The following is a 23,409-nucleotide window of genomic DNA, read 5'->3' on the forward strand; positions in this document are numbered from 1 at the left end:
AAGTAAGCTCAAAGAAAGTAGTCGCTTATTCATGCAGGGTCCATCGTTGCAGACAGGTTTGGCGATTGAGCACCGATCCCCATAAAGCGCCGCACTCGCTCTCCCTTGGCATCGCATCGTATGGTTTCAGGTGCGGCGTCGAGTTGAATATTGCCGTTCTCCATGAAAATCACCCGGTCAGAAATCGACATGGCAAAGTCCATCTCATGGGTCACGATCAGCATGGTCATGCCTTCCTTCGCCAGGTCGCGGATCACGTTGAGCACGTCGTTGACCAGTTCCGGATCGAGGGCCGAGGTCGGCTCGTCGAACAGCATGATCTGCGGCTCCATTGCCAGGGCCCGAGCGATCGCCACGCGCTGTTGCTGCCCGCCGGAGAGCTGGTGTGGGTACTTGTGGGCATGGGCCAGCAGACCGACCTTGTCCAGCAGCGCATACGCTCGATGTTCACTCAGCTCGCCCGGTTGGCCGTGGTAACGCGGTGCCAGCGTGACGTTGTCGAGAATGGTGCGGTGCGGGAACAGGTTGAAGTTCTGGAACACCATGCCGATGTGCCGCACGCCTTTGCGCAGGCGGGAGCTGTTGGGTTTGTCCGATGCTTCGATGAATTTTTCGCCGAACAACAGAATGTCGCCGGTATCGATGCTTTCCAGGCCGTTGACCGTGCGGATCAGCGAAGTCTTGCCGGAACCGGATGGCCCGATGATCGAGACCACCTGGCCGTAGTCGACATTCAGGTCGATACCCAGCAGCACCTTGTGCGTGCCATAGCTTTTCTGGATGTTCTTCAGTTGCAGGATAGGCGTCGCGTTGTTGCCGGCGGCTTTGCGCGCAGTGTCTGGCAACGCTTCGGCGCTGGCCTTCAACCTGGCAATGGTGGCTGCGTCGAGGGTGTGCGGCTTGCGGAAGTTCAGGTCCAGGTAGCGCTCCAGGCGCTGCAGGAAATAACCGAACACGGTGACGATCAACACGTAGTAGACGCCTACCGCCGCCAGGGTCTCCATGACCAGGAAGTTGGTGGCATAGAGGCGTTGGCCGACCGTGAGGATTTCGGTCAGGGAGATGACCGAGACCAGCGATGTCAGCTTGACCACAGTGATGTATTCATTGATCAGAGTGGGCAGCGAAATACGGAAAGCCTGGGGGATCACGATCAGGCGTTGCATGCCGAACAGGCCGACACCCAGCGCGCGCCCGGCTTCCTTTTGGCCCTTGGCCACGGAAATCAGACCGCCACGATGGATTTCCGCCATGTACGCCGCCTCGGTGACCACCAGGGCCAGCAAGCCGGAGTAGAAGGGGTTGGACAGGATCGGTCCGCTGCCGGGAAACAATTGCGGCAGGTTGTAGACGAACACCACCAGCACCAGCAACGGGATGCTGCGGAAAAACCAGATGTAGACAGCTGCCGGAATGCGCAGCAAGGGCGATTGGGACAGCTTGGCCGTGGCCAGGACAAAACCCAGCAGCATGCCGATGAACCAGGCCAGGGCACTGAGTTGGATCACCGTGACGCAGGCTTTCCAGAAATCTGGCAGGGAGAACAGGGAGAGAAAGTACGACCAATCGAATTGCATAGGGCACCTCGATCTGCCGCCCCGGTGCAAGGACAGCAGATGACCAGACTACAAGGACAGGTTTTTATTGGGCAGTCGGCTCTTCCAGGCCATATTTCTTAAGGATAGCGGCGTATTCACCGCTCTTTTTCGTCTCCTCGAAGGCCGTTTGCAAAGCCTGGAAGGTTTCGTCGTTGCCTTTCTTGACGAAGATGCCCAGGGTTTGCTGATAGATCGGGTGCTCGGTGGTGATCACGACCCGGCCATTGGTTTTTTCCGCGATCATTTTTGCGGCGCCGGCGATTTCAACCTGGGCCTGGATGTTTTTGGACAACAGGGCCTGGGTCACTTCGGGCGCCGAGGGGTACTCGCTGACGGTGATGGCGCCTTTGTTGTTCGGCACGCAGTAGTCGTCGGACAGCTTGCGGAATTCCTTGACCCAGGTAGTGCCTTGTTCCAGGCCCAGTTTCAAGCCGCACAAGTCCTCAGGCTTTTTCGCATTGATCTCGCTGCCTTGGGGCACCATGACCGCAGCACCGGTGTTGGCATAGGCGATGGTCTGGGCTTGAGTCTGGCGCTCCGGCGTGATGTACATGCCTGAAATGACTGCGTCGTACTTGCCGGAGTTCAAACCCAGGATCAGGCTCGGGAACTTGGTGTCGACGAACTCCACCTTGCCGTTCATGTGCTTGGCCAGTGCCGCCGCCAATTCGGGGTCCGAACCCACCACGTTCTTGTCCTTGTCATAGGACTCGAAAGGAGGGTAAGTGATTTCCATGCCGACCTTGAGTGTGTCTGCCGAGGCCATGCTCAGCGAGGCACCGAGCATGCCGGCTGCCAATACAGCGAGGCTCAACAGGTTTTTTTTATTGTTTTTCATCTTTTACTGACTCCGGCGTAGGTAAGGGTTTAACTGAAAACTTCAATCAGGACGGTTGAGCCTGATTTTTCAAATGTCCGAAACTGGCGGGCTTGCGTGCCTTGCCTGGCAGTTGAACTTCCCCATTGGCCACCCTCTGGCGCAGATACTGATAGGTCTGCAGCGCCTGGCCATACATGTGTTCGCCGATCGTGATTTCTTCGTAGTCGTTGCCGGCCTGGGCGAACCCGGGCAGCGGTTTGATCTGGGTGTGATAGTCGCAGGCATAAAACAGCGGGAAGGAATAACGCTCTTCCTTCACGCTGCGCACCCGGTGCGCAGTGGCAACGAATGCGCCTGCGCTCATCACCTCCAGCATGTCGCCGATGTTGACCACAAAGGCATCGGCAATCGGTGGTGCATCGATCCATTGGCCAAGGTTGTTCATCACCTCAAGGCCAGGTTTGTCGGCCAGGAGGATGGTGAAGCACTCGTAATCAGTATGGGCGCCAAGACCCGGTGCGTCATGGGCGGCACCGTCGTAGGGGTAGTGGATCAGGCGCAGCTTGGACGGCGGACGGGTGACCAGGCTGTCGAAATAGTTTTCTTCCAGGCCCAGGGTCAGGGCGAAGCCGCCGAACAGGCGCCGGCCCAAGGCGAAGATTGCTTGATAGTAGGCCTGCACCGATGCCTTGAAACCTGCCAGCTGCGGCCAGTCGTTGGGCCCCAGCAATGGGGTATTGGCCAGCACCAGCGGGTCATCGGCCGGCACTTCGAAGCCGACGTCGAAGGCTTCCTTGTGGTCCGGCTTGCCTTTGGAATAGACCTCTTCGCCTTCGGGTACAAAGCCCTTGTGGGTTTGCGAGGTACCGATGTAATGCCGCATCTTGGTGTCGAAGGGCTGGTCGAAAAAGTCCTTGGCCGCCTTGCGCAGGTTGGCGATCAGTTGCGGGTCGATGCCGTGATCGGTGATATAGAGGAACCCGACTTCGCTGGCGGCGCGCCCCAATTGTTCGGCCACGGCCAGGCGGTGTTCCAGTTCAACGCTGAACAGACCGGCGATGTTGACCACCGGGATGCTATTGAAGTTGGCTTTGTGTGTGTCAGTGCTGGCGCTGTTGTTTTTATTGTCAGGCATGACGCATCGGCTCCCTAAGGATGGCTTGAGTGGTGGAAACGCTCGAAGTGTTCGCGCTCGGCCTGGCCCATCCACACGTTCAATGACCACAGGTCGGCGACCGGGAGATTGGTGAAAGGCAAATGATGCAGGTAACCGTCGGCGCCGAATTCCGGGGTCAGGGTGCTGACCTGGTAACCGCGGGCTTGCTGCGAGCGCCAGATGCTTTCCCAGTGCTGCTGATGGAACGCCAGTTCTTTTGCATATTCAGGAGCCGCCGGGTGCGGAACTTGCGGGCCCTGGTCGTAACCGACCCGAGCCTGGATATGGTGAACCCGCTCGATGAAAGCGCTCAGGTCATCGGCCGGATCATTCAACAGACGTTCGCAGGTCACGACCCAATGGCTGATGTCACTGGTGAACAACAGATCGGGCAGTTGCCGGATCAACTCCAGGGTCACCCAGGGGTTGAACAGCGAACGTGAGCGGTGAGTTTCGAAACTGCAGACCTGGCCGTGCTTGCGCGCCAGATCCAGCGCCTGGCCAAAAAAGTCCACTTGTTGTGGCAAGGACCAGCGGTCATTGCCCGCCAGTACGTTGACGAAGCGTGGAGCGAGTTCGGCGGCCAAGGCGAGCTTGCGGTCCAGGTCATTGAGGTGGACGGCAGGTGTTGCCGACTGGTCGGGCAGCACGTCGTACGCGGTGAAGACAGTGCTGATATAGCCCAGGCGGTTGGCCTGGAGAAACGCGCCAAACTCGGCCCGTTCACCGGCGTCCAGTGGCAGGCGTGCTTCCATGCCATCAAAGCCCGCCCGCAGCAACTCATCGAGCGCCTGAGCCTTGCTGGCGGTGTAACCCCACAGCGTGCGAAAGATTTCCAGCTTCATCGGTGATCCTCAAAAATCCCAGGGCCTGGTGCAAAAGCACTTCGACGGCACCAGACGGCTTGGCGATCAATGGTCAGCGGCAGCAGGGGACTTTGGATCCGGGTCTCTGCGTCATCTGATCCCATTGAGCGATACCGGGACTGGTTCGCTGTGGAGTCGATGTTAGGCACAGGCCGCACGGCGAAAGAATCTGAAAACTCAAATGAATACTTCAGGTTTTCGTTAACAATTAGCTGGCTACTTATCGCGCTTGTCAGGAGGGATTTTTGCGGCGAATACGTGTCTACGCTGGCTATTAGCGAGGTGTGCCTGCATTACGGCATCATTTTGAAGAGTCCCAAGCGACACCGGGCAGCTTAGGGGGGCTCCTGGCCGATTTCTGCCTGTCGTGAAGGGTAGAAACCGACCCATAGCTGTCCGGCTGAATCCTCTCACCTGCATTCGCGACTAGAATTCCACTGCCGACACTTCTAAAGCCCTGCCAGATTTCAAACCTGCAGCGTCAGGTCTCGAGCGTTGTTTCGGTCTATGGGAAACCGGTATGACAAATCCGCAAGATAAAACCGAATCCGACGAGGATTTAGCTCAGATGGTAATAGGGCGAGGGCCCTGTACCTATCTATTGCTGCTCTTACTGGGATTGATCCTCCTGTTTCCCTTTCTTGAGGAAGGTATATTTGCTCGCACGTTGCTCGGCATTCTGTTTTCAATCGTGCTGCTCGTGGGCGCTTTCGCCACCAGGCAGACTCGGCAGGGGTTCATCTTCAAACTGGGCCTGGCGTTGCTTGGGGTTGGCCTTCAATGGGCGGCGTTGTGGACTGAGAGTATCGCCATTCTTGAGCTTGCCGGGATGTCTTATGCGGCGTCTCTTGCAGTCTCGTTTAGCGGAGTGCTTCGCTATATTCTCAAACGCGGGCCGATTACCGCCGACAAGCTGCATGGCGCGCTTGCGGGTTACATCATGCTGGCCTTCGTATGGTCCTTCGTCTTTGCCCTGGTCGAGATATCCAGCGCTGGTTCATTCGGCCCTGGCCACCTCGACTTCGGACAGCCCGGCACTTTCTTCAAACTGATCTATTTTAGCCTCACGACGCTCACAACCACCGGTTACGGTGATGTTATCCCGTTGACCAACCACGCCCGCTCACTGGTGATGGTCGAAGAATTTTCAGGCGTCTTTTATGTGGGTGTTGTGATTGCGCGGCTTGCCGGTCTGTATCCGTCGAATCAGGCTAAGTGACTCTCGACTTTCCTGAGCCGCCTCCGGGCATTATCGATTGAGTCGTCCCTGATTTAGTGGAGATCTCCGACCGACTGCTAATAGCCGATTCTGTTGAAAAAGTCGGATTTTCAGCTGGCCCGAACTCAGGCCCGATCACCACCGGAGAACCCACTCACCACATTGAGTGGGTTCTCCGCCCTTCGTTGACCTTTGCTGCTCGGTTATTGGGGTGGTTTGAGGTTTTTGCTTAGTGCAGACGCACCTATCCCGTGACCGGTGGCCCTTGAGAGGTAAATTTGGCCAACCGCCGCAGGTTCTGCACCGCAGCGGCCAGCGTGAATTCATCGGTCGCGCCACTCATGCCCCGTAGTCGCAAGCGATCCAGTTTCAGGATGCGCTTGAGGTGGGCAAACAACATTTCGACCTTTTTACGTTCGTGGCGAGAGCGCTGATATGCCGGCGTTGCTGCAATGCGCCGAGCCACATCACGCGCGGCTTCATGGACGCTGCGGACGATCTTGCGGAACGCAGTGTTCGGGCAGCACTTGGCTTTCATCGGACACGTAGCGCAGTCGGTCTGCCGGGATCGGAAGATGATGGTGTGGGCTTTGGTGACGTATGAACGCTCGTTTTTGAAGGCTCGCCATTCGCTACGTAATGCATTGTCGGCCGGACAGCGGTATTCCTCAGTCTCTTCATTCCAGTGAGAATCGTTGCTCGAAAAACTGTCGTTCTTGCGCTCGGTTTTGTCCCACACCGGCACGTGTGGTTCGATGTCTTTGTCCTCCACCATCCAGGCCAGCATCGGCGCTGTGCCGTAAGCGGTATCGCCAATCAGGCGTTCCGGCTTGATGTCGAACTGCGCCTCGACCCGGTCGATCATGATCTTGGTGCTCTCGACTTCGGCCGTGCGATGAGCCGGTGTGGGTTCCACATCCACGATGACACCGTGCTCGGTATCGATCAGATAATTCGTGGAGTAAGCGTAGAACGCTGGGCCACCTGAAGCAGCGCTCCAGCGGGCTTGAGGATCCGTCAGCGATAGACGTTTCGGCAGCGTTTCGGCCAGAGCCTCTTCATCAAGCGCCTCAAGATACTCACGCACGGCGCGAGTGCTCAAGGCCGGATCGCTCCAGTTAACCGGCTCGTCACCCGGTACACCGCGCTGCCGGCTGGCGTCCGCCTTGATGATGCTGGCGTCCACGGCAAAGCCTTCACCCTTGACCAAGCCTGCGTCCATGCAGCGACGCAACACTTGATTGAACAACCAGCGAAACAGCTCGCTGTCCCGAAAACGGCCGTGTCGATTTTTGGAAAAGGTCGAGTGATTGGGGATTTCATCTTCAAGGCTTAACCGGTAGAACCAGCGATACGCCAGGTTCAAATGGGCCTCTTCGCACAGTCGCCGCTCAGAGCGGATGCCATAGCAGTAGCCGACGATCAGCATGCGGATCATCAGTTCTGGATCAATCGAAGGACGTCCAATCGGGCTATAAAAATCGGCGAGGTAATGGCGCAGCTCGCTCAGATCGAGACACTGATCAATGCTGCGCAGTAGGTGATTGGCGGGGATGTGATCGTCGAGATTGAACGAGTAAAACAGCCGTTCCTGCCCACTCGATAACTGTCCCATCATGCTGCGTGCTTCCCTGCTGGCCGATGCGAAGATTTTGCCGAAGGCCAGCTAGGGGAGCTACTTCTTCAACAGAATCGGCCGTTCTCTGCCGGTCATTGCCACGAAGCATGCTGGTCAAATCCGATGCAATTGGTGGTCAGAACGAATGCAAACGGGTGGTCAAAAGGGAGTGCAATTTCGCAGGGTCACACCTTAAAAGGAACAGTGTTTGCACAAACTTTCGGCGTTTCTCTGACGAGTTTCGCCATCAACTCGCGCACGCTGTCGTGATCAATCAGAGGAGCGGACCTGCTGGCAGAGAAACGAAGTCATGTTGGCCTTGTCCCAGCTCTGCGTTTCCTGGCTTCCCCATCAACCGGACCTGGCCAGGATAGGGCGCAATTGGCCGACAGTTGCCCTTCGTGAGAGTCCGCTTCCGACTGTGGATTCAACCGGTCGACGCAACAGATCGGATAATTCGTTCAGGGCACTGTTTCACGAGCGGTAGATGATTGGTTCTTCCGTGAGTTTGCAACCGGTGGCTTGAGTTGCCTGCAACGCACCGTGGAGGGCCCCCATGACTATCTCATGTAACAGCTTGCGCCGTGCTCCCTTACTCGTCTGGGATTCTCCAATCCAGGCCGGCAGTTGGTTGAGCAGGGAAACGATGCTGCTCAAGGTATCACGCTGGGTGACGCTCAGCGGTGTACCCGTTAGCTGCTCTATCGTTCCCAACAGGTGTTCCTCATAGCGCTGACGTAAAGTCATGATCAAGGCTTGCTGTTCGCTGCTTAGACAATGGAGGTCATACTCCGCCAGGCGGAAATGCGCCCCCATACGCTCATGCAGCAAGAGGTGCGCCTCAAGCAGGCCATGCAGCCGTACGGCGGGTGCGGATTTGCGACGGTTCACCAGGCTGGCGCCATGAAGCAACTGTTCGTAGAGTTCCTCGATCAGTTCGAACAGCAGTGCCTCCTTGCTTTCGATGTGGTTGTAAATGGAGCCGACCTTGATGCCCAGATAAGCGGCCAGGTCGCGCATGCTTACTCGGCTGAAACCACATCTGGCGAATAGCTCGAGTGCCTTGTGGCGGGTTTCCAGGTAGCGCGAGTGGTGCACTTGTTCGATGGGCCCCGCTAAAAGTGCGTTCGGGCTGGCGCAACGGGGCGTGACTGGCTGGGGGGCAGTCATGGAATCAATACCTCCAGCGTTGCTCCTCCACCTCATACGCGAAATTGCCCCAATAGCCGATTGAGCTGGCCCGCCAGCTGGCCCAATTCCAGGCTGGCCTCGTTGGACCGGTCTGCTGCCAGGGCATTCTCGTGGGCCAGCGAGGCTGCGCGGGTGACATTCTGGCTAATGTCCTCGACCACGTGGGACTGTTCCAGGGTGGCACTGGCGATCGAGGCGTTCAGCTCAGTGATGTTACGCAGCGCAGTGATGACCTGGTGCAGGCTTTCACCGGTCTCGCGGGCCTGTTCCACGGTTTGTTGAGCGGCTTGACTGCTGGCTGTGATGACATTTACCGCCGCTTCCGAGTTGCCCTGCAGACGTTCGATCATGCCCTGGATTTGCGCGGTGGACTGCTGGGTGCGTTGCGCCAACAGGCGCACTTCGTCTGCCACCACGGCAAAGCCGCGACCCTGCTCGCCAGCGCGCGCCGCCTCGATTGCAGCGTTCAACGCCAGCAGGTTGGTCTGCTCGGCGATGGCGCGGATCACTTCCAGCACGCTGCCGATCTGGGTGCTTTCCTGGGCCAGGCTCTGGATCACTTCGACAGCCTGGCCAATGGTCACGGACAACTGGTCGATCTGGTGCAGGCTGCTGTCAATGTTGTGCTGACCCTGGCGTGCCTGCTCATCGGCCTGGCGTACTTCGTTGGCGGCGTGTTCGGCGTTCTTCGCCACTTCCTGCACAGCGTAGGAGACCTCCTGAATGGCGGCGGCCACCAGTTCCATCTGCTGTGACTGCTGCTGGCTGTGGCGCTGGCTGTCGCTGGCAATCTCACCGAGCGATTGCGAGGCCTTGTCCAGGCTGCCGGCGCTCTGCATGGACTGGCCGATCACCGCGCGCAGCTTGCTGGTGAACGCGTTGAAGTGGCCACTCAGGGCGGTCAGCTCATCGCGCCAGCGACTGTCCAGGTTGTGAGTCAGGTCGGCTTCGCCGCTGGCGATGTTCTCCATTGCATTGACCACCTGCGCCAGTGGCGAGGCTATGCTGCGGGCAATCAGCAAGATCAGCACGCTGAGCAGCAGGGCGATCGTCACCAGAATGACGAAGGTCTGTATCAGCTGGCGGCGGAACTCGACTTGCACGTCGTCGATGTAGATGCCCGAGCCCATAATCCAGCCCCAGGGCTTGAACAGTTCGACATAGGAAACCTTCTCCACCGGCGTGTCGGAGCCCGGCTTTGGCCAGCGGTAGTGCACCAGACCGGAGCCGTCGCGCATGGCCACGGTCACCATCTCGTCGAACAGTGCCTTGCCATCAGGGTCGCGGGTGCCGGCCATGCGCTTGCCTTCGAGCTTGGCATTGGGGTGCATGACCATGCGCGAGTCGAGGTCTTCGATCCAGAAGTAGTCTTCGCGGTCGTAGCGCAGGTCGCGTATGACCGCACGGGCTTGTTGTTGCGCCTGCTCACGATCGAGACCCTGGCCTTCCAGGTTTTGGAAGTGGCGCAGGATGCCGCTGGCGGTCTCGACCACATGACGGGTTTTCAGCGCCTTGGCCGCGTAGAGGTCGTCATGGTTTTGCTTGAGCATCAGGCCAGCGAGAATCAGCAGCATCAGGATGGACGTCAGCAGGATCAACCATAGACGGTGGCTGATGGGAATATTGCGCAGGCCGGGCATGGGCAACTCCAGAAGGGGGCGGAAGAAGGGGCAGCCGGACGCAGCGGGCGCGTCCGGCCAAACGCTCATAACGCGTAGTGGGCCAGCTCGCGGGCGATCAGCAGGCGCTGGACCTCGCTGGTACCTTCGTAGATCTGGGTGATGCGCGCATCGCGGTAATAGCGCTCTACCGGGTAGTCCTCCAGGTAGCCGTAGCCGCCATGGATCTGCATGGCGCTGGAGCACACGCGCTCGGCCATTTCCGAGGCGAACAGCTTGGCCTGCGAAGCTTGCGACAGACACGGTTGTCCGGCACTTTTCAGGCGTGCGGCATGCAGCACCAACAGGCGGGTAGCATTGAGCCGGGTGTGCATATCAGCGAGCAGGTTGGACACGCTCTGGTGCTCGATAATCGGCTTGCCGAACTGGACGCGTTCGCGAGCGTATCCCAGCGCGGCCTCGAAGGCGGCGCGGGCGATGCCCAAGGCCTGGGCGCCGATGCCGATGCGACCGCCTTCCAGGTTGGACAGGGCAATGGCCAGGCCCTTGCCGCGTTCGCGCAGCAGATTGGCCTCGGGGATGGTGCAGTTGTTCAGGGTCACCGCGCAGGTATCGGAAGCCTTGATGCCCATCTTGTGTTCGCTGCGATCGACCACGAATCCGGGATTGTCGGTCGGCACCAGGAAGGCCGACAGGCCCTTTTTGCCCAGCTCCGGATCGGTGACGGCGAAGACGATGGCCAGCTTGGCGCGCTTGCCGTTACTGACGAACTGCTTGGCACCGTTGAGTACCCACTGGCCGTCGCGCAGCTCGGCGCGGGTGCGCAGGTTGTGTGCTTCGGTGCCGGCCTGCGGCTCGGTCAAGCAGAAGCAGCCAATGGCCTGACCGCTGGCCAGAAGCGGTAACCAGCTGTCTTGCTGGGACGGGGTGCCATATTTCAGCAGGGGGCCACAGCCCACTGAATTGTGGATGCTCATCAATGCGCCGAGGGCACCGTCGCCGGCCGAGATTTCCTCCACGGCCAGGGCGTAGGCAACATAGTCGGTGTAGCTGCCGCCCCAAGTGTCCGGCACCACCATGCCCAGCAGGCCCAGCTCACCCATCTGCGCCACCACGGCGTCATCGATCCAGCCGGCCTTCTCCCAGGCTTGGGCGTGCGGGCCGACTTCGCTGCGGGCGAAGTCGCGTGCCATGTCGCGGATCATGCGTTGTTCTTCGGTCAATTCGATATCGTGCATTGCGTTGTCTCCTGCTGATCAGGCGATGCGAAGGGGAGGGTTGGCCGGAAGCCGCTGAAAAAGGCTTGCACCCGCGTTGGTGCCAGCTCCGCCAGGGTTGACGGATTCCAGCGGGGGCTTTTGTCCTTGTCGATGATCAGGGCGCGTATGCCTTCCATCAGGTCGCCCTTTTCGAACCACTGATAGTCCAGGTGCAACTCCAGGGCGAAGCAGTCGGCCAGGCTCAGGAATCGGCCGCGGCGCATTAGCTCCAGGGTCACGGCCATCGCCAGTGGTGAGCGGCTGTCGAGCAGTTTGACCGTCTGCTCGGCCCAGTCACGCAGTTCGGGACGTTGCTCGCGCTGCAGGGCGGTGCGAATGGCCGGTACATCAGGCAGGGCGAAATATTCATCGATTACCTGGCGATACGCCTTGAGTTCCGAACCCGCAATACGCTCGGTGGCGAGGCCGTCGAGCAAGTCTCGCAGGTCTTCTTCAGGTGCACGGGTCCAACTCACATCGTCCAGAGCGGCATCCAGTTCCGCCAACCGCTCGCTGGACAGGCAGTAGTCAGCCAGATCGGCATAAAGCGCATCGGCGGCACGGACCTGGCAGCCTGTAACGCCCAGATAAATACCCAGTTCACCCGGAAGGCGCGGCAGGAAATAGCTGCTGCCGACATCGGGGAAAAAGCCGATGCCGACTTCCGGCATTCCCATCCTCGTGCGCTCGGTGATCACCCGCAGCGAGGCAGCCTGTGCCAGCCCCATGCCACCGCCCAGGACAAAACCATCCAGCAGCGCCAGCACCGGTTTGGAGTAGCCATGCAGGTACTCGTCAAGGGCGTACTCTTGCTCCAGGAACAGCTCGTGCAGATCGTCGCCGCCCTTGTGACTGTCGTACAGCATGCGGATGTCGCCACCGGCACAGAAGGCCTTCTCTCCGGCGCCACGGAAGGTCACGGCGACGATCTCCGGATCCCGCTCCCAGGCCGATAGATGCCGGTACAGCTGCGTCACCATGGGCAGGTCCAGGGTGTTCAATGCGCTCGGTCGATTCAGTGTCAGGTGGCCGATGCGGTTGCGCACACTGGCCAGCACCGGGGCTTGCTGCTCGCTCATGCTCAGGCTTCCCCGCGGAACAGTTTGATGATCGCGGAGAAGTCCAGGCCGCCATTACCTTGCAGGCTGAAGGTCTGGTACAGCTGCTGAGCGGCAGCACCGAGCACCACTGGCTGACGCGCATGTCTGGCTGCTTCGGTGGCCAGGCCGAGGTCCTTGAGCATCAGGTCGGTACCAAAACCGCCACTGTAACCACGCGAGGCCGGCGCATTTTCCAGCACGCCCGGGAACGGATTGTTGATCTCCGAGCTCCAGCAGCGACCGGTGGAAGTGCCGATGACACCGGCCAGCACCTTGGCATCCATGCCCAGGGCCACACCCAGGGCCATGGCCTCGGCAACGCCGACCATGGAGATGCCGAGCAGCATGTTGTTGGCGATCTTGGCCACCTGACCGTTGCCTGCTGCGCCGCAGTGCACGATGTTCCTGCCCATGGCTGAGAGAATCGGCAGGGCCTGGTCGTACACACTGACCGGGCCGCCGACCATGAACGTCAGGGTGCCTGCCGTCGCACCGCCGGTGCCGCCCGATACCGGCGCGTCGAGCATCAGGTTGCCTTGGGCAAGGGCGAATCTGGCCACCTCGCGGGCACTGAGCGGGTCGATGGTCGAACTGTCGATCAACAGCACGCCTTGGCCCATATTGGCCAGCAGGCCGTCCTTGCCCCGATAGACTTGCTTCACGTGCTCGGCGGTTGGCAGCATGGTGATAATCACCCCGACCCCGGCTTTGGCCACGCCGGCAGGCGAGTCAGCGGCGCTGGCGCCGGCCTCGACCAAGGCGGCGACAGCCTGCGGGAAAGGATCGAAGACGGTCAGGCTGTGGCCAGCCTTGAGCAGGTTGCGGGCCATTGGGCCGCCCATGTTGCCCAGGCCGAGAAAACCGATATGCATGATGACTACCTTTTGCGAGTGGGGCGACGCTACTGCGCATCGACCCGTTATGTCGGGTATTGCACCGTTCAGCTCCCGGCCGGCCGACGCTTGGCGCCGGCCGGCAGAGATCATTTCAGGGTGATGGTGGTGTTCACCGAGCCGCCGGTGTCATCCTCGTCGAACCAGCGCTGGGTGACTGTCTTGGTCTGGGTGTAGAAGGTCACCACTTGCTTGCCGTAAGGGCCCAGATCGCCGAGCTTGGAGGCGCGGGAACCGGAGAAGGAGAACAGCGGAACCGGTACCGGAATGGGCACGTTGATACCCACCTGGCCGACGTCGATTTCTTCCTGGAAGTGACGGGCAGCCGCGCCGGATCGGGTGAACAGGGCGGTGCCGTTGCCATTCGGGTTGGCGTTGATGATCTCGATCGCCTCGTCCAGGCTGGCTGCGTGCATGACGCACAGTACCGGGCCGAAAATTTCTTCGCGGTACACAGACATTTGCGCAGTGACGCTGGAGAAGATGGTCGGGCCGACGAAGTTGCCGTCCTGGTAGCCGGGCACGCTTGGGTTGCGTCCATCCAGTTCGAGCCTGGCGCCTTCTTCGATGCCGCTGGCGATCAGGCTGTTGACGCGATCCAGCGCCACGCAGGAGATCACCGGGCCGATGTCGGTGCCAGGTTCGGTGCCGCCATTGATCTTGAGGGTTTTGGTCCGCTCGATCAGGTCCGGCAGCCAGGCCTGCGCTTCACCCACCAGGATCACCACCGGCAGTGCCATGCAGCGCTGGCCGGCGGCGCCGAAAGAGGCGCCCAGCAGGTTGTTCAGCGTCTGCTGTTTGTTGGCATCGGGCAGGACGATGGCGTGGTTCTTCGCGCCCATCATGCACTGTGCGCGTTTGCCGTTCTGAGTGGCACGGTTGTAGACATGGGTACCGACCTTGGTCGAACCCACGAAGGACACGGCCTTGATGTCCGGGTGATCACAAATCAGGTTCACCGCATCGACGCCGCCGTGGATGACATTGAGCACGCCCTTGGGTACACCGGCTTCCAGTGCCAGTTCGACCAGGCGCATGGTCACCAGCGGGTCCTGCTCGGACGGTTTGAGAATGAAGGTGTTGCCGGTGGCGATGGCCATGGGGAACATCCACAGCGGGATCATCGCCGGGAAGTTGAACGGGGTGATGCCGGCACACACGCCCAGCGGCTGCATCAAGGTGTAGGTGTCGACGCCGTTGGCGACGTTGTTGGCCAACTCGCCCATCTGCAGGTTGCCAATGGAGGTGGCGTGCTCGACCACCTCCAGACCGCGGAACACATCGCCTTCGGCATCGGGCAGGGTTTTACCCTGTTCGGCGGTGAGCAGGGCGGCCAGTTCCTTGATGTTCTCGCGAATCAGTTGCTGGTATTTGAAGAAGATCCGGGAGCGGGCGCCGATCGGAGTCTTGCGCCAGGTCTTGAAGGCCTCCTTGGCACTGGCGACGGCGGCGTCCATTTCCTCGGCGGTGGCGAAGGGTACGCGAGCCAGGACTTCCTGAGTGGCCGGGTTGACCACGTCGCGCCACTGGGTGGTACGCGATTCGACGAATTCGCCGTTGATAAGGAGCTTGACGCTTGGAATGCTGGAAGAGGTCATTTTCGGGGTCTGCCTACTTTCTTTGGGGCGAGTTAAACCCCTCGGCCGGGTTGGCCGAGCGGTCGGATTTGAATTCGGAAAGGCCGGCGTACCGGCCCCGGTTCAGCCCTTGAGCTGAGGGAAGTCTTCTTCGAAGTACTCTTGTGGGCCGCGCGCGTCGCTCTGACGGCGCTGCGTTTCCATCTGCCGCAGTTCTACCCGGCGGATCTTGCCGGAGATGGTCTTGGGCAGCTCGGTGACGAACTCAATGCGTCGTACCCGCTTGTAGGGCGCCAGGTGCTCGCGGGCGAAGGCGAGGATATTGCCGGCCAACTCGGCGCTCCCGGGTTCGTCATGGGCCAGGATCAGAAACGCCTTGGGCACGGCCAGGCGCAGTGGGTCCGGGCTTGGCACCACGGCCACTTCCATCACCGCCGGGTGCTCGATCAATGCGCTTTCCAGCTCGAAGGGACTGATGCGGTAGTCGGAGGCTTTGAACACATCGTCGGCGCGGCCGACAAAGGTTACATAGCCATCCTCATCGATCTGCGCGGTATCGCCGGTGCGGTAATAGCCGTCGCGCATCACTTCGGCGGTTTTCTCCGGGCTGTCCTCGTAGCACAACATCAGTCCGAGCGGACGCACGTCCAGCGGCAGCGCCACTTCCCCCTCGTTGCCCGGCACCCCGTCGGGGTCGAGCATGGTCACCCGGTAGCCCGGCAGTGGACGGCCCATGGAGCCGGGTTTGAGCTGTTGGCCGGGCGTGTTGCCGACCAGGGCGGTGGTTTCCGACTGGCCAAAGCCGTCACGCAACGGCAAGTCCCAGGCATGCAGGATCTGCTCGATGATCTCCGGGTTCAGCGGTTCACCGGCGCCCACCAGTTCGCGCAGGCGCAGGCGTGTCTTGTAGCTGGCCAGGTCTTCCTGAATCAGCATGCGCCACACCGTGGGCGGCGCGCACAGGCTGGTGACGCCGTAGCGTTCCAAAGCGCCGAGCAGGGCTGGAGCGCTGAAGCGTGCGACATTGTGGATGAAGATGCAGGCGCCGGCGTTCCACGGTGCGAAGAGGCAGCTCCAGGCGTGCTTGGCCCAGCCCGGTGACGAGATATTCAGATGCAGGTCGCCTGGCTGCAGGCCGATCCAGTACATGGTCGAAAGGTGGCCGACCGGGTAACTCTGGTGACTGTGCAACACCATCTTCGGCTTGGAGGTAGTGCCGGATGTGAAGTACAGCAGCATCGGGTCGGTGGCCAGCGTGCGGCCCTCGACTTCGAACTCTTCGGAGTATTCGCTGGCGGCGCTGTGCGGGGTCCAGTCGGCGGGGGCCGGGCCAACACAGATGCGGCTGCAGCCTTCACCCAACCCGACGAACTTGTCCACATGGGCGCTGCCGACCACCAGATGGCGAACCTGGCCACGTTCGATGCGGTCACGCAGGTCATCGGCGGTCAGCAGGGCGGTGGCGGGGATGACCACGGCGCCGAGCTTGAAGGCAGCCAGCATGGTTTCCCACAGGGCGACGTCGTTACCAAGCATCAGCAGGATGCGTTCACCGCGGCGGACGCCAAGGGCACGCAGGTGATTGGCCACCTGATTGGAGCGCGAGGCCAATTGCTGGAAACTGTAGCGCTGTTCGCTGCCGTCTTCTTCGACTATCCAGAGAGCGTTGGCCTGGTTGTCCTGTGCCATTGCATCGAAGTAGTCCACAGCCCAGTTGAATTCGTCGAGTTGCGGCCAGCGGAAGTCACGCACGGCAGTGTCGTAGTCGGTACGGTGGGCCAGCAGGAAGTCCCGAGCGGCGAGGAAAGGTTGGCAATGGCTGTTCATTGGAGTCTCCCGAGACCCGTGCGGGTACTTGATAGCGAGGAGACGGCGGTAAGCATGAATGTCTTCACGGTGGGGGCCCTTGTTTGTTTTTATCGGGTCTGAGCCGGTTCATGACCAGGCGGTAAAACCGAGTATAGGCATGCAAAAATCAAATAAGAATGCTCATAAAAACCGGTGCGTTGTGCAAAAAAGTCATGGATATTCCGCGCCAGTCGGGGGCTGATTGCATCGTCAGACGATGGGCGCGGCCCCCGGCTGGCGGGGGTATTTACCAGAGCGCCAGGGTATAGCTGAGGATCAGGCGGTTCTCATCGAGCTCGTTACCGAAGTGGGAGGTGCGCACCGTTGCGTTGCGCCACTTGAGGCCGACGTTCTTCAGTGGCCCGTCCTGCACCACGTAGCCGATGTCGGTATCACGTTCCCATTCGCGGCCGTCGGGCTTGCGGGCACCAGATCGATGTTGTCGCCCGATAGGTAGCGGGTCATGAAGGTCAGGCCGGGAACTCCGAGCGCAGCGAAGTTGTAGTCGTAGCGCGCCTGCCAGGAGCGTTCGTCCTTGTTGGCGAAGTCACCGATCTGCACGAAGTTGACGAGGAAAGCGTCACTGCCGTTGACGTAGGCGAAACCGGTATCGCCGCTCATGCGCTGGTAGCCGAGACCGAAGGCATGGCCACCGAGGGCGTAGGTGAACAGAGCGCCAAGCGCCGTGTTGTCGATGTTGCTACTGCCGTCGTCGGTGGATCGGGCGTAGCGCAGGTCGCTCTTGAGCGACTGTCCCTCGCCCAGCGGCAGCACCTGGACTAGGTTGAGTTGGTGCTGGTGGTAGAAGTTGTCCAGGCCACCGTAGCTGTAGCTCGTGTTCAACCGGTCGTTCCACTGGTAGGCCAGGGTGGCGAAATCGAAGGCATTGCTGCGCGCCTGGCCGCTGACGATGCCTTTGGCACCGGTGGTGGTAATCCCCATTTTCTCGTAGTCCGAGGAATCGCGCTGGTTAACCCGATCCAGGTGCCCGGCATCGATGGTCAGGTCCTTGATCTCCTGAACGTTCAGTTGGCCACCTCGAAAGGTTTGTGGCAGCAGGCGCGAGTCATTGGCCAGCAGCACCGGTAACCGGGGTGTCAGGGTACCGAGCTTGAGCACGCTGTTCGAGGTCTTGATCTTGGCGGTCAGGCCCAGCTCGCCGTATTCGTCCTTGGCGCGCCTGGGCGATTCGTTATCGCGCTTGAGCAGACCGGAGCCGGCACGATCGGGGCTGGAATCGAGCTTGACGCCGAGCAGACCGAGGGCGTCGATACCGAAGCCGACCGTGCCATCGGTGTAGCCGGATTCGTAGCGCAGCAGCAAACCCTGGGCCCATTCCTCTTGCTTGGACTGGGCGGCACCTGCCTGACGATAGTCACGATTGAAGTAAAAGTTGCGCAATTCCAGTTTAGCCTTGCTGTCTGCGAGGAAGTCTGCGTGGGCTTGGGTGGCAAGGCTGCTGCCTGCCAGGAACAGAGTGAAAAGGGTGGGTTTCATTGCATGCCTCTTGTTGTTATAGGCAAGCCGTTCCCGCACTGGCCGGGGCCGGTGGAGGGAGGGCTCTGTGGCGGTGCCCTGCGCCAGGCGGTGCAGGGCGTGAGTAAAAAAGCGCGAAGTAAAGGAGCGGACTTGCGCTCGGGGCCGTTGGCCCCGCAAAGCTGCGGCGTTAGTGACTGCTGGCCATGGCAGCGCCCAGGCCGGTCTGGGCGCGGACGAACTGATCGGCGTAGGCCGCGCGCTCACGGTCGGCGCGCTCGCTGCGGTCCAGTCTGGACGCGACCACGATGACCAGGAAGGCCAAAGGCATGGAGAACAGCGCCGGCTGGTCGTAAGGAAAGATCGCTTGGGCATGGCCCAATACACCGACCCATACCGACGGTGAGCCGATGACCAGGGCCAGAGCACTGATCAGGCCGGTCAGGCCACCGTAGAGGGCGCCACGGGTGGTCAGGCCACCCCAATACATGGCCATGATCAATACCGGGAAATTAGCGGAGGCCGCTATGCCGAACGTCAGGCCGACGAGGAAGGCGATGTTCTGGCCCTCGAACAGAATGCCGAGGGAAATCGCGACAATGCCCAGACAGACAGTGGCGATGCGCGACACGCGCATTTCCTGCTTCTCGTCGGCGTTGCCCTTCTTCAGTACTGAGGCATAAAGGTCGTGGGAGATGGCCGAGGCGCCAGCCAGGGCCAGGCCGGCCACCACTGCAAGGATGGTGGCGAAGGCTACGGCGGAGAGGAATCCGAGAAACAGATTGCCGCCCACCGCTTTGGCCAGGTGCATGGCCACCATGTTGCCGCCGCCGATCATGGCGCCGCCGAGCTTACCGTCGACGTAGTACTGTGGGTCCGTGCCGACGATGACGATCGCGGTGTAGCCCAGGATGCAGACCACGAGGAAGAAGAAGCCGATGAACACCGTGGCGAATAGCACCGATTTGCGTGCCTCCTTGGCATTGGGCACGGTGAAGAAGCGCATCAGGATATGCGGCAGACCGGCGATGCCAAAGACGAGGCCAAGGGACAGTGATACCGCGTTGATCGGGTCGGCCAGCAAGGTGCCCGGGCCCATAATCTGCACACCACTGGCGTGCACCGCCACGGCCTGTGCCGACAGCGTCTCGAAGCTGAAGCCGAAGCGACTCATGGCCATAACCATCAGGGTTGTGCCGCCAGCCAGCAGCAGGACTGCCTTGGTGATCTGCACCCATGTGGTGGCGAGCATACCGCCGAAGATCACGTAGACCAGCATCAGCAGGCCAACCACCACCACCGCCGTGCGATAGTCGAGGCCAAACAGCAGCTTGATCAACTGGCCGGCACCGACCATCTGCACCACCAGGTAGCAACACACCACCGTCAGCGAACCGAGGGCGGCGAAGCTGCGCACGCGAGTCTGATCCAGGCGAAAGGAGACGATATCGGCGAAGGTGTAGCGGCCCAGGTTGCGCAAGCGCTCGGCCATCAGGAAGGTGACGATGGGCCAGCCGACGAAGAAGCCGATGATATAGATGAAGCCGTCATAGCCCTTGGTGAACACCAGGCTCGAGAGGCCCAGCAAAGTGGCTGCAGACATATAGTCACCGGCGATCGCCAGGCCATTCTGAAACCCCGTGATACCGCCACCGGCACTGTAGAAGTCAGCAGCGGAACGCGTGCGGCGCGACGCCCACCAGGTGATCAGCAAAGTGGCGAGGACGAAGACGAAGAACATGCCGATGGCATGCACATTGAGCGGTTGCTTCTCGGCGGTGATGGGGGCGGCGTTGGCCAGCAGGGGGCTGAGGGCGAGCAGGGCGAGTAGGCGTTTCATGCGCGGGTCTCCTGGAGGATCTGTGCGCTGAGCGCGTCGAAGCGAGTGTTGGCGGTGTGCACGTACCAGGCGGTAAGCAACCAGGACAGCAAGATAATTGCCACGCCAATCGGCATGCCGAGGCTGAGGTGACTGCCGTCGTACAGTGGCAGGTGCAGCCAGGCAGGGGCGAAGGCCACTACCATGATGAAGCTGTAATAGACGGCCAGGACCGCGCCGCTCAGTGACCAGGCCAGCAGCGAGCGCTGGCGGGTGAGGCGCTGGAACTTGGGATTGGCCCTGACCTGGGCGCAGGTCCGGGCGTGGTTCGGATGGTCAGTCGTCATGGTGAGGCTCCGCTTTTTATTTGTTTTTGTTTGTCGGCCTTTTCAGGGGCGTACGGGTACCCGAGCGACGACCCGAAGCGGGGCGTCGCCTGAATGCTGCTGGAGTCATTGCCTCCCTGGTGATCCTCCCGAGGCGAGGGGAGGGTGGAATGTCACAGGCATCGCGTCGACAGGGTGCTCGCCGCATGAGTCCTCGGCGGGCAAACATCTGGCTGTGATTTCTCTGCCTCGCCGTTGCCTTTTTTCGGTTTGAAAGCCGACGTTCCGCCCTGCATTCATGCTGTCAGTCCTGATTGAGTTGGGGACCTTGCTGGCTGGCAAACGGTGCTGGTCAAACCAGGCTGAATGCGAGTATATGGTTGCAAATATCTAATATGTATTGGCAGAAAAGCCTGATGAATATGCAAAAACGCACAACGAAAAGTCATGTGAATTGGGACGATATGCGCTTCTTCCTCGAGGTCGCCCGTGCCCGCACCGCCAGTGGTGCCGCACGCCGCCTGGGGGTGGACTACACCACGGTGTCGCGGCGCATCCGCGCCCTTGAGCAAAGCCTGGGCGCCCTGTTGTTCGAGAAGTCACGAACGGCGGGCTTCGTCCTGACGGTCGAGGGGCAACGGCTGATCAGCCACGCCGAAACCCTGGAAAGTACGTTGCTGGCAGCCTGCGAGCAGGTTTCCGGAACCACCGGGGGGCTCGCCGGGCACCTGCGGATCGGCTGTACCGAAGCCTTCGGTTCCTGCTTCATCACCACGCAGATGAGTCACTTCATCATCCACTATCCGAATATCTCGGTGGACATCCTGCCGGTCCCGCACTTCATCAACCTGTCACGACGCGAGGCGGACATCGCCATCACCCTGGAGCGTCCCGAGCGCGGTCCCTATGTGTGCTCGCGTCTGTGCGACTACCGCTTGCGTCTGTATGCGACACCGGAGTACCTGGTCAATCATCCGCCGATTACCAGTAGCGAGGACTTGGCGGATCACCCGTTCGTGACCTATGTCGAGGATCTGGCCTTCAGTTTCAAGCTGCTTTACCTGAACGACCTGCTGCCCGGCGCGCACAGCCGCCTGCGCAGCACCAGCGTAGTCTCCCAGTACCATGCGGCGCTGGAAGGGCGCGCGCTGGCCATTTTGCCCTGCTTCCTCGCCGGTCCGGACCCGCGCCTGTGCGAAGTGCTGCCGGACCAGGTGGAGGTCACTCGACAGTTCTGGATGTACTACAGCGAGGATCTGCGCAAGCTCAAGCGGATCACCTTGGTCGCCGATTACCTGCGCGCCTGCGCAGAGCTCAATCATCCGCTGCTGATGGGCGAGTCGCGCACGATGGCCTATCTGCCGTCGCCCTGAGTTGCGACTCTGGTCAGTGACCAACCAGTACGCGTCCGGCGGCGGATGTGCAGTGGCAAGACTGGTTAGGCCGAGGTGAAGCGTGGAGCGTCGACCCAGGGGAGAGTAAGAAAACAAGTTCGGAGCGTCTATCGTCTGCCGGCAAGGGGTGTCGGAATCAGGCACTTGTTCACGTACTGCGCAGGTGGGCGACGAGTAAACGACTGCAGCCAACTCTGAATACTGGATGGAAGTGTAGGCCCTGACTTAAGTGCGATGAGTCTTCTGGGCGCTGAGGATTCGTGTTTATTTCTGGGCATAGGCAGGCGGTTCGGTACGCCCCGACGTGGCGGACCTGGCTACCCCTAAACGGACGCTATGCCAAGGAGTGTTCGCTCATGGCCGATCACTGCCTGTCACGCCTGACCGGAGTCGATCCAAAGCAGCCGGTGACAGGTTGCGAGACTTGGCCAGAAGAGCTCAGTTTCGAACTCAGGCTGGTGATCACGAGTGTTGTACTGAGGACAAAGATAAGTGCCCTACGCTCGGAGAAATCGCTCGGGACGGCATGGGTCAAGTGCAGCAGATGCCTTATCGTCGATGATCTCCTCGCTGGCAAGTCGGCCCACTATCGCCGCCAGGGTGACGCCAGGATGCATCGAGCAAATGTACACACCGCCAATATTGGGTAGATAGCCGATGATGGGGGTGCCATCGACAGGTATTGGCCTTAGTCCGACACACGCCAATTCCGGCTCAATGGAAACAACCCCGTAGAGTTCGTTCTGGATGGCCCCGGCGGTTCGTAGCGCCGTCGCTTCCGGCTGGTTTTCCAAAGCGTCTCCCAAATAATCTTCCGCCGCCAGTAACCTACCATCCGTGCATTGCCTCACTTCCATTTCAGGGCTGGAGATGATGGTTTTCACGAGGTTGGGCTGTGTCTTGTAGCGGATGAATATTGCAGGAGAGGCTTCTATTGGAAGGGACGCGTTCAGCGTCTGTGTCAGGTGTGTGATGCCAGTCCCTGCTGCCAGTACGACAATGTCGGCCTCAATGTTGCCCATTACGGTTTCAACTCCGGTCACCTTTGCACTCCGGGTCATGAAGCTGAGCACTCGAGTCTGTGTGAAAACCTTCGCCCCATGAGCCTGGGCACCTGCGATCAAGGCATGGGTTGCTTGCACGGCGTCCAGCGCGCCTTCTTCGGCTTCATACAAGGCATGCTGAGGGGGATTCTTGAGGTTCGGCTCCAGGCCGAGAATCCGGGAGCGGGATACTAGAGTTGCCGAAGGCTGTTGACCTGAAGCTTGCGGCACCTCACCCAAGCTCGCGCTGTAAGACAGGGAACCCGTCCATCGTACCTCCAGACTGGGCAGCTCAGTTTGGAGTCGGCGGTACTCTTCGATGGCTGCACCACGCAACTGCGCGATGGAGTCAGGCCCGTTGTGGGAGGTGTTGATCCATGCGAAAGAGCGCCCTGTCGCGCCGGACGCTATGTCTTCAGCCTCGACCAGGATGACGTTGGCACCTTTGCCAGCCAGGTGATACGCCAAGGACGCGCCCACTATGCCTGCGCCAATGACAACGACTCGTTTGCCTGCACCATTTCTCATATCAACCTCCGTTCTGTCGATCTGACGATGGTACGACAGCCGGAGGAGTGGCCGCTTCT

17 protein-coding genes and 1 pseudogene are annotated in these 23,409 nt (G+C 60.4%); 2 read left to right on the forward strand and 16 right to left on the reverse strand.

The features are described 5' to 3' along the window. Positions 1-29: 29 nt before the first annotated feature. From RS887_RS28160 to RS887_RS28175, 4 genes are all read right to left on the reverse strand, one after another. Positions 30-1,577: an amino acid ABC transporter permease/ATP-binding protein gene (locus RS887_RS28160; protein WP_322617954.1), complete on the reverse strand. Its 1,548-nt coding sequence runs from the start codon at positions 1,575-1,577 to the stop codon at positions 30-32. A 64-nt stretch (positions 1,578-1,641) separates the two neighbouring features. Further along, positions 1,642-2,436 carry an ABC transporter substrate-binding protein gene (locus tag RS887_RS28165; RefSeq protein WP_322617955.1) on the reverse strand — a complete coding sequence of 265 codons (795 nt, stop codon included), beginning with the start codon at positions 2,434-2,436 and terminating at the stop codon, positions 1,642-1,644. A gap of 46 nt (positions 2,437-2,482) precedes the next feature. After that, the gene (locus tag RS887_RS28170; protein ID WP_322617956.1) at positions 2,483-3,553 is read right to left on the reverse strand and encodes an isopenicillin N synthase family dioxygenase; all 1,071 of its coding nucleotides are present in this window, start codon (positions 3,551-3,553) and stop codon (positions 2,483-2,485) included. A gap of 14 nt (positions 3,554-3,567) precedes the next feature. Further along, the gene (locus tag RS887_RS28175) at positions 3,568-4,419 is read right to left on the reverse strand and encodes a sugar phosphate isomerase/epimerase family protein (protein WP_322617957.1); all 852 of its coding nucleotides are present in this window, start codon (positions 4,417-4,419) and stop codon (positions 3,568-3,570) included. A 541-nt stretch (positions 4,420-4,960) separates the two neighbouring features. Here RS887_RS28175 and RS887_RS28180 point away from each other — a divergent pair. Beyond that, positions 4,961-5,659, forward strand: a complete 699-nt coding sequence (locus RS887_RS28180; protein WP_322617958.1) for an ion channel — start codon at positions 4,961-4,963, stop codon at positions 5,657-5,659. A gap of 244 nt (positions 5,660-5,903) precedes the next feature. Here RS887_RS28180 and RS887_RS28185 read toward each other — a convergent pair whose 3' ends face one another. The 11 genes and pseudogenes from RS887_RS28185 to RS887_RS28235 all read right to left on the reverse strand — a co-directional run bounded on the left by RS887_RS28185 (position 5,904) and on the right by RS887_RS28235 (position 20,406). Then, on the reverse strand, positions 5,904-7,277 hold the full coding sequence (locus RS887_RS28185) for an IS1182 family transposase (protein WP_322617959.1): 1,374 nt from the start codon (positions 7,275-7,277) through the stop codon (positions 5,904-5,906). 474 nt (positions 7,278-7,751) lie between these two features. Next, positions 7,752-8,447: a TetR/AcrR family transcriptional regulator gene (locus RS887_RS28190; protein ID WP_322617960.1), complete on the reverse strand. Its 696-nt coding sequence runs from the start codon at positions 8,445-8,447 to the stop codon at positions 7,752-7,754. Positions 8,448-8,479: 32 nt separating this feature from the next. Further along, positions 8,480-10,108 (reverse strand): methyl-accepting chemotaxis protein, encoded by a 1,629-nt coding sequence (locus RS887_RS28195; protein ID WP_322617961.1) that lies wholly within the window; start codon positions 10,106-10,108, stop codon positions 8,480-8,482. 65 nt (positions 10,109-10,173) lie between these two features. Beyond that, on the reverse strand, positions 10,174-11,325 hold the full coding sequence (locus RS887_RS28200; RefSeq protein WP_322617962.1) for an acyl-CoA dehydrogenase family protein: 1,152 nt from the start codon (positions 11,323-11,325) through the stop codon (positions 10,174-10,176). Next, positions 11,307-12,425 (reverse strand): enoyl-CoA hydratase/isomerase family protein, encoded by a 1,119-nt coding sequence (locus RS887_RS28205; protein ID WP_322617963.1) that lies wholly within the window; start codon positions 12,423-12,425, stop codon positions 11,307-11,309. The genes RS887_RS28200 and RS887_RS28205 overlap by 19 nt, the downstream gene beginning before the upstream one ends. Before the next feature lie 2 nt (positions 12,426-12,427). Further along, positions 12,428-13,318 carry a 3-hydroxyisobutyrate dehydrogenase gene (mmsB, locus tag RS887_RS28210; RefSeq protein WP_322617964.1) on the reverse strand — a complete coding sequence of 297 codons (891 nt, stop codon included), beginning with the start codon at positions 13,316-13,318 and terminating at the stop codon, positions 12,428-12,430. Between the two features lie 110 nt (positions 13,319-13,428). Continuing rightward, a complete protein-coding gene (locus tag RS887_RS28215; RefSeq protein ID WP_322617965.1) occupies positions 13,429-14,937 on the reverse strand; it encodes a CoA-acylating methylmalonate-semialdehyde dehydrogenase in 1,509 nt (502 codons plus the stop codon). A gap of 102 nt (positions 14,938-15,039) precedes the next feature. Beyond that, complete coding sequence (locus tag RS887_RS28220) at positions 15,040-16,743, reverse strand: AMP-binding protein (RefSeq protein WP_322617966.1); 1,704 nt, start codon at positions 16,741-16,743, stop codon at positions 15,040-15,042. A gap of 268 nt (positions 16,744-17,011) precedes the next feature. Continuing rightward, positions 17,012-18,261 (reverse strand): annotated as a pseudogene (locus tag RS887_RS28225) (OprD family porin). A 169-nt stretch (positions 18,262-18,430) separates the two neighbouring features. Then, positions 18,431-20,080 carry a cation acetate symporter gene (locus tag RS887_RS28230; RefSeq protein WP_322617967.1) on the reverse strand — a complete coding sequence of 550 codons (1,650 nt, stop codon included), beginning with the start codon at positions 20,078-20,080 and terminating at the stop codon, positions 18,431-18,433. Continuing rightward, positions 20,077-20,406 carry a DUF485 domain-containing protein gene (locus RS887_RS28235; RefSeq protein WP_322617968.1) on the reverse strand — a complete coding sequence of 110 codons (330 nt, stop codon included), beginning with the start codon at positions 20,404-20,406 and terminating at the stop codon, positions 20,077-20,079. The genes RS887_RS28230 and RS887_RS28235 overlap by 4 nt, the downstream gene beginning before the upstream one ends. A gap of 401 nt (positions 20,407-20,807) precedes the next feature. Between RS887_RS28235 and RS887_RS28240 the strand changes: the two genes are divergently transcribed. Next, positions 20,808-21,758, forward strand: a complete 951-nt coding sequence (locus RS887_RS28240; protein ID WP_322618099.1) for a LysR family transcriptional regulator — start codon at positions 20,808-20,810, stop codon at positions 21,756-21,758. Between the two features lie 518 nt (positions 21,759-22,276). Here the strand turns inward: RS887_RS28240 and RS887_RS28245 are convergent. Next, complete coding sequence (locus RS887_RS28245) at positions 22,277-23,350, reverse strand: FAD-binding oxidoreductase (RefSeq protein ID WP_322617969.1); 1,074 nt, start codon at positions 23,348-23,350, stop codon at positions 22,277-22,279. Positions 23,351-23,409 lie beyond the last annotated feature (59 nt).

The organism is Pseudomonas sp. BIC9C (assembly GCF_034541995.1).
GTDB classification, from domain to species: Bacteria; Pseudomonadota; Gammaproteobacteria; order Pseudomonadales; family Pseudomonadaceae; genus Aquipseudomonas; species Aquipseudomonas fluorescens_CC.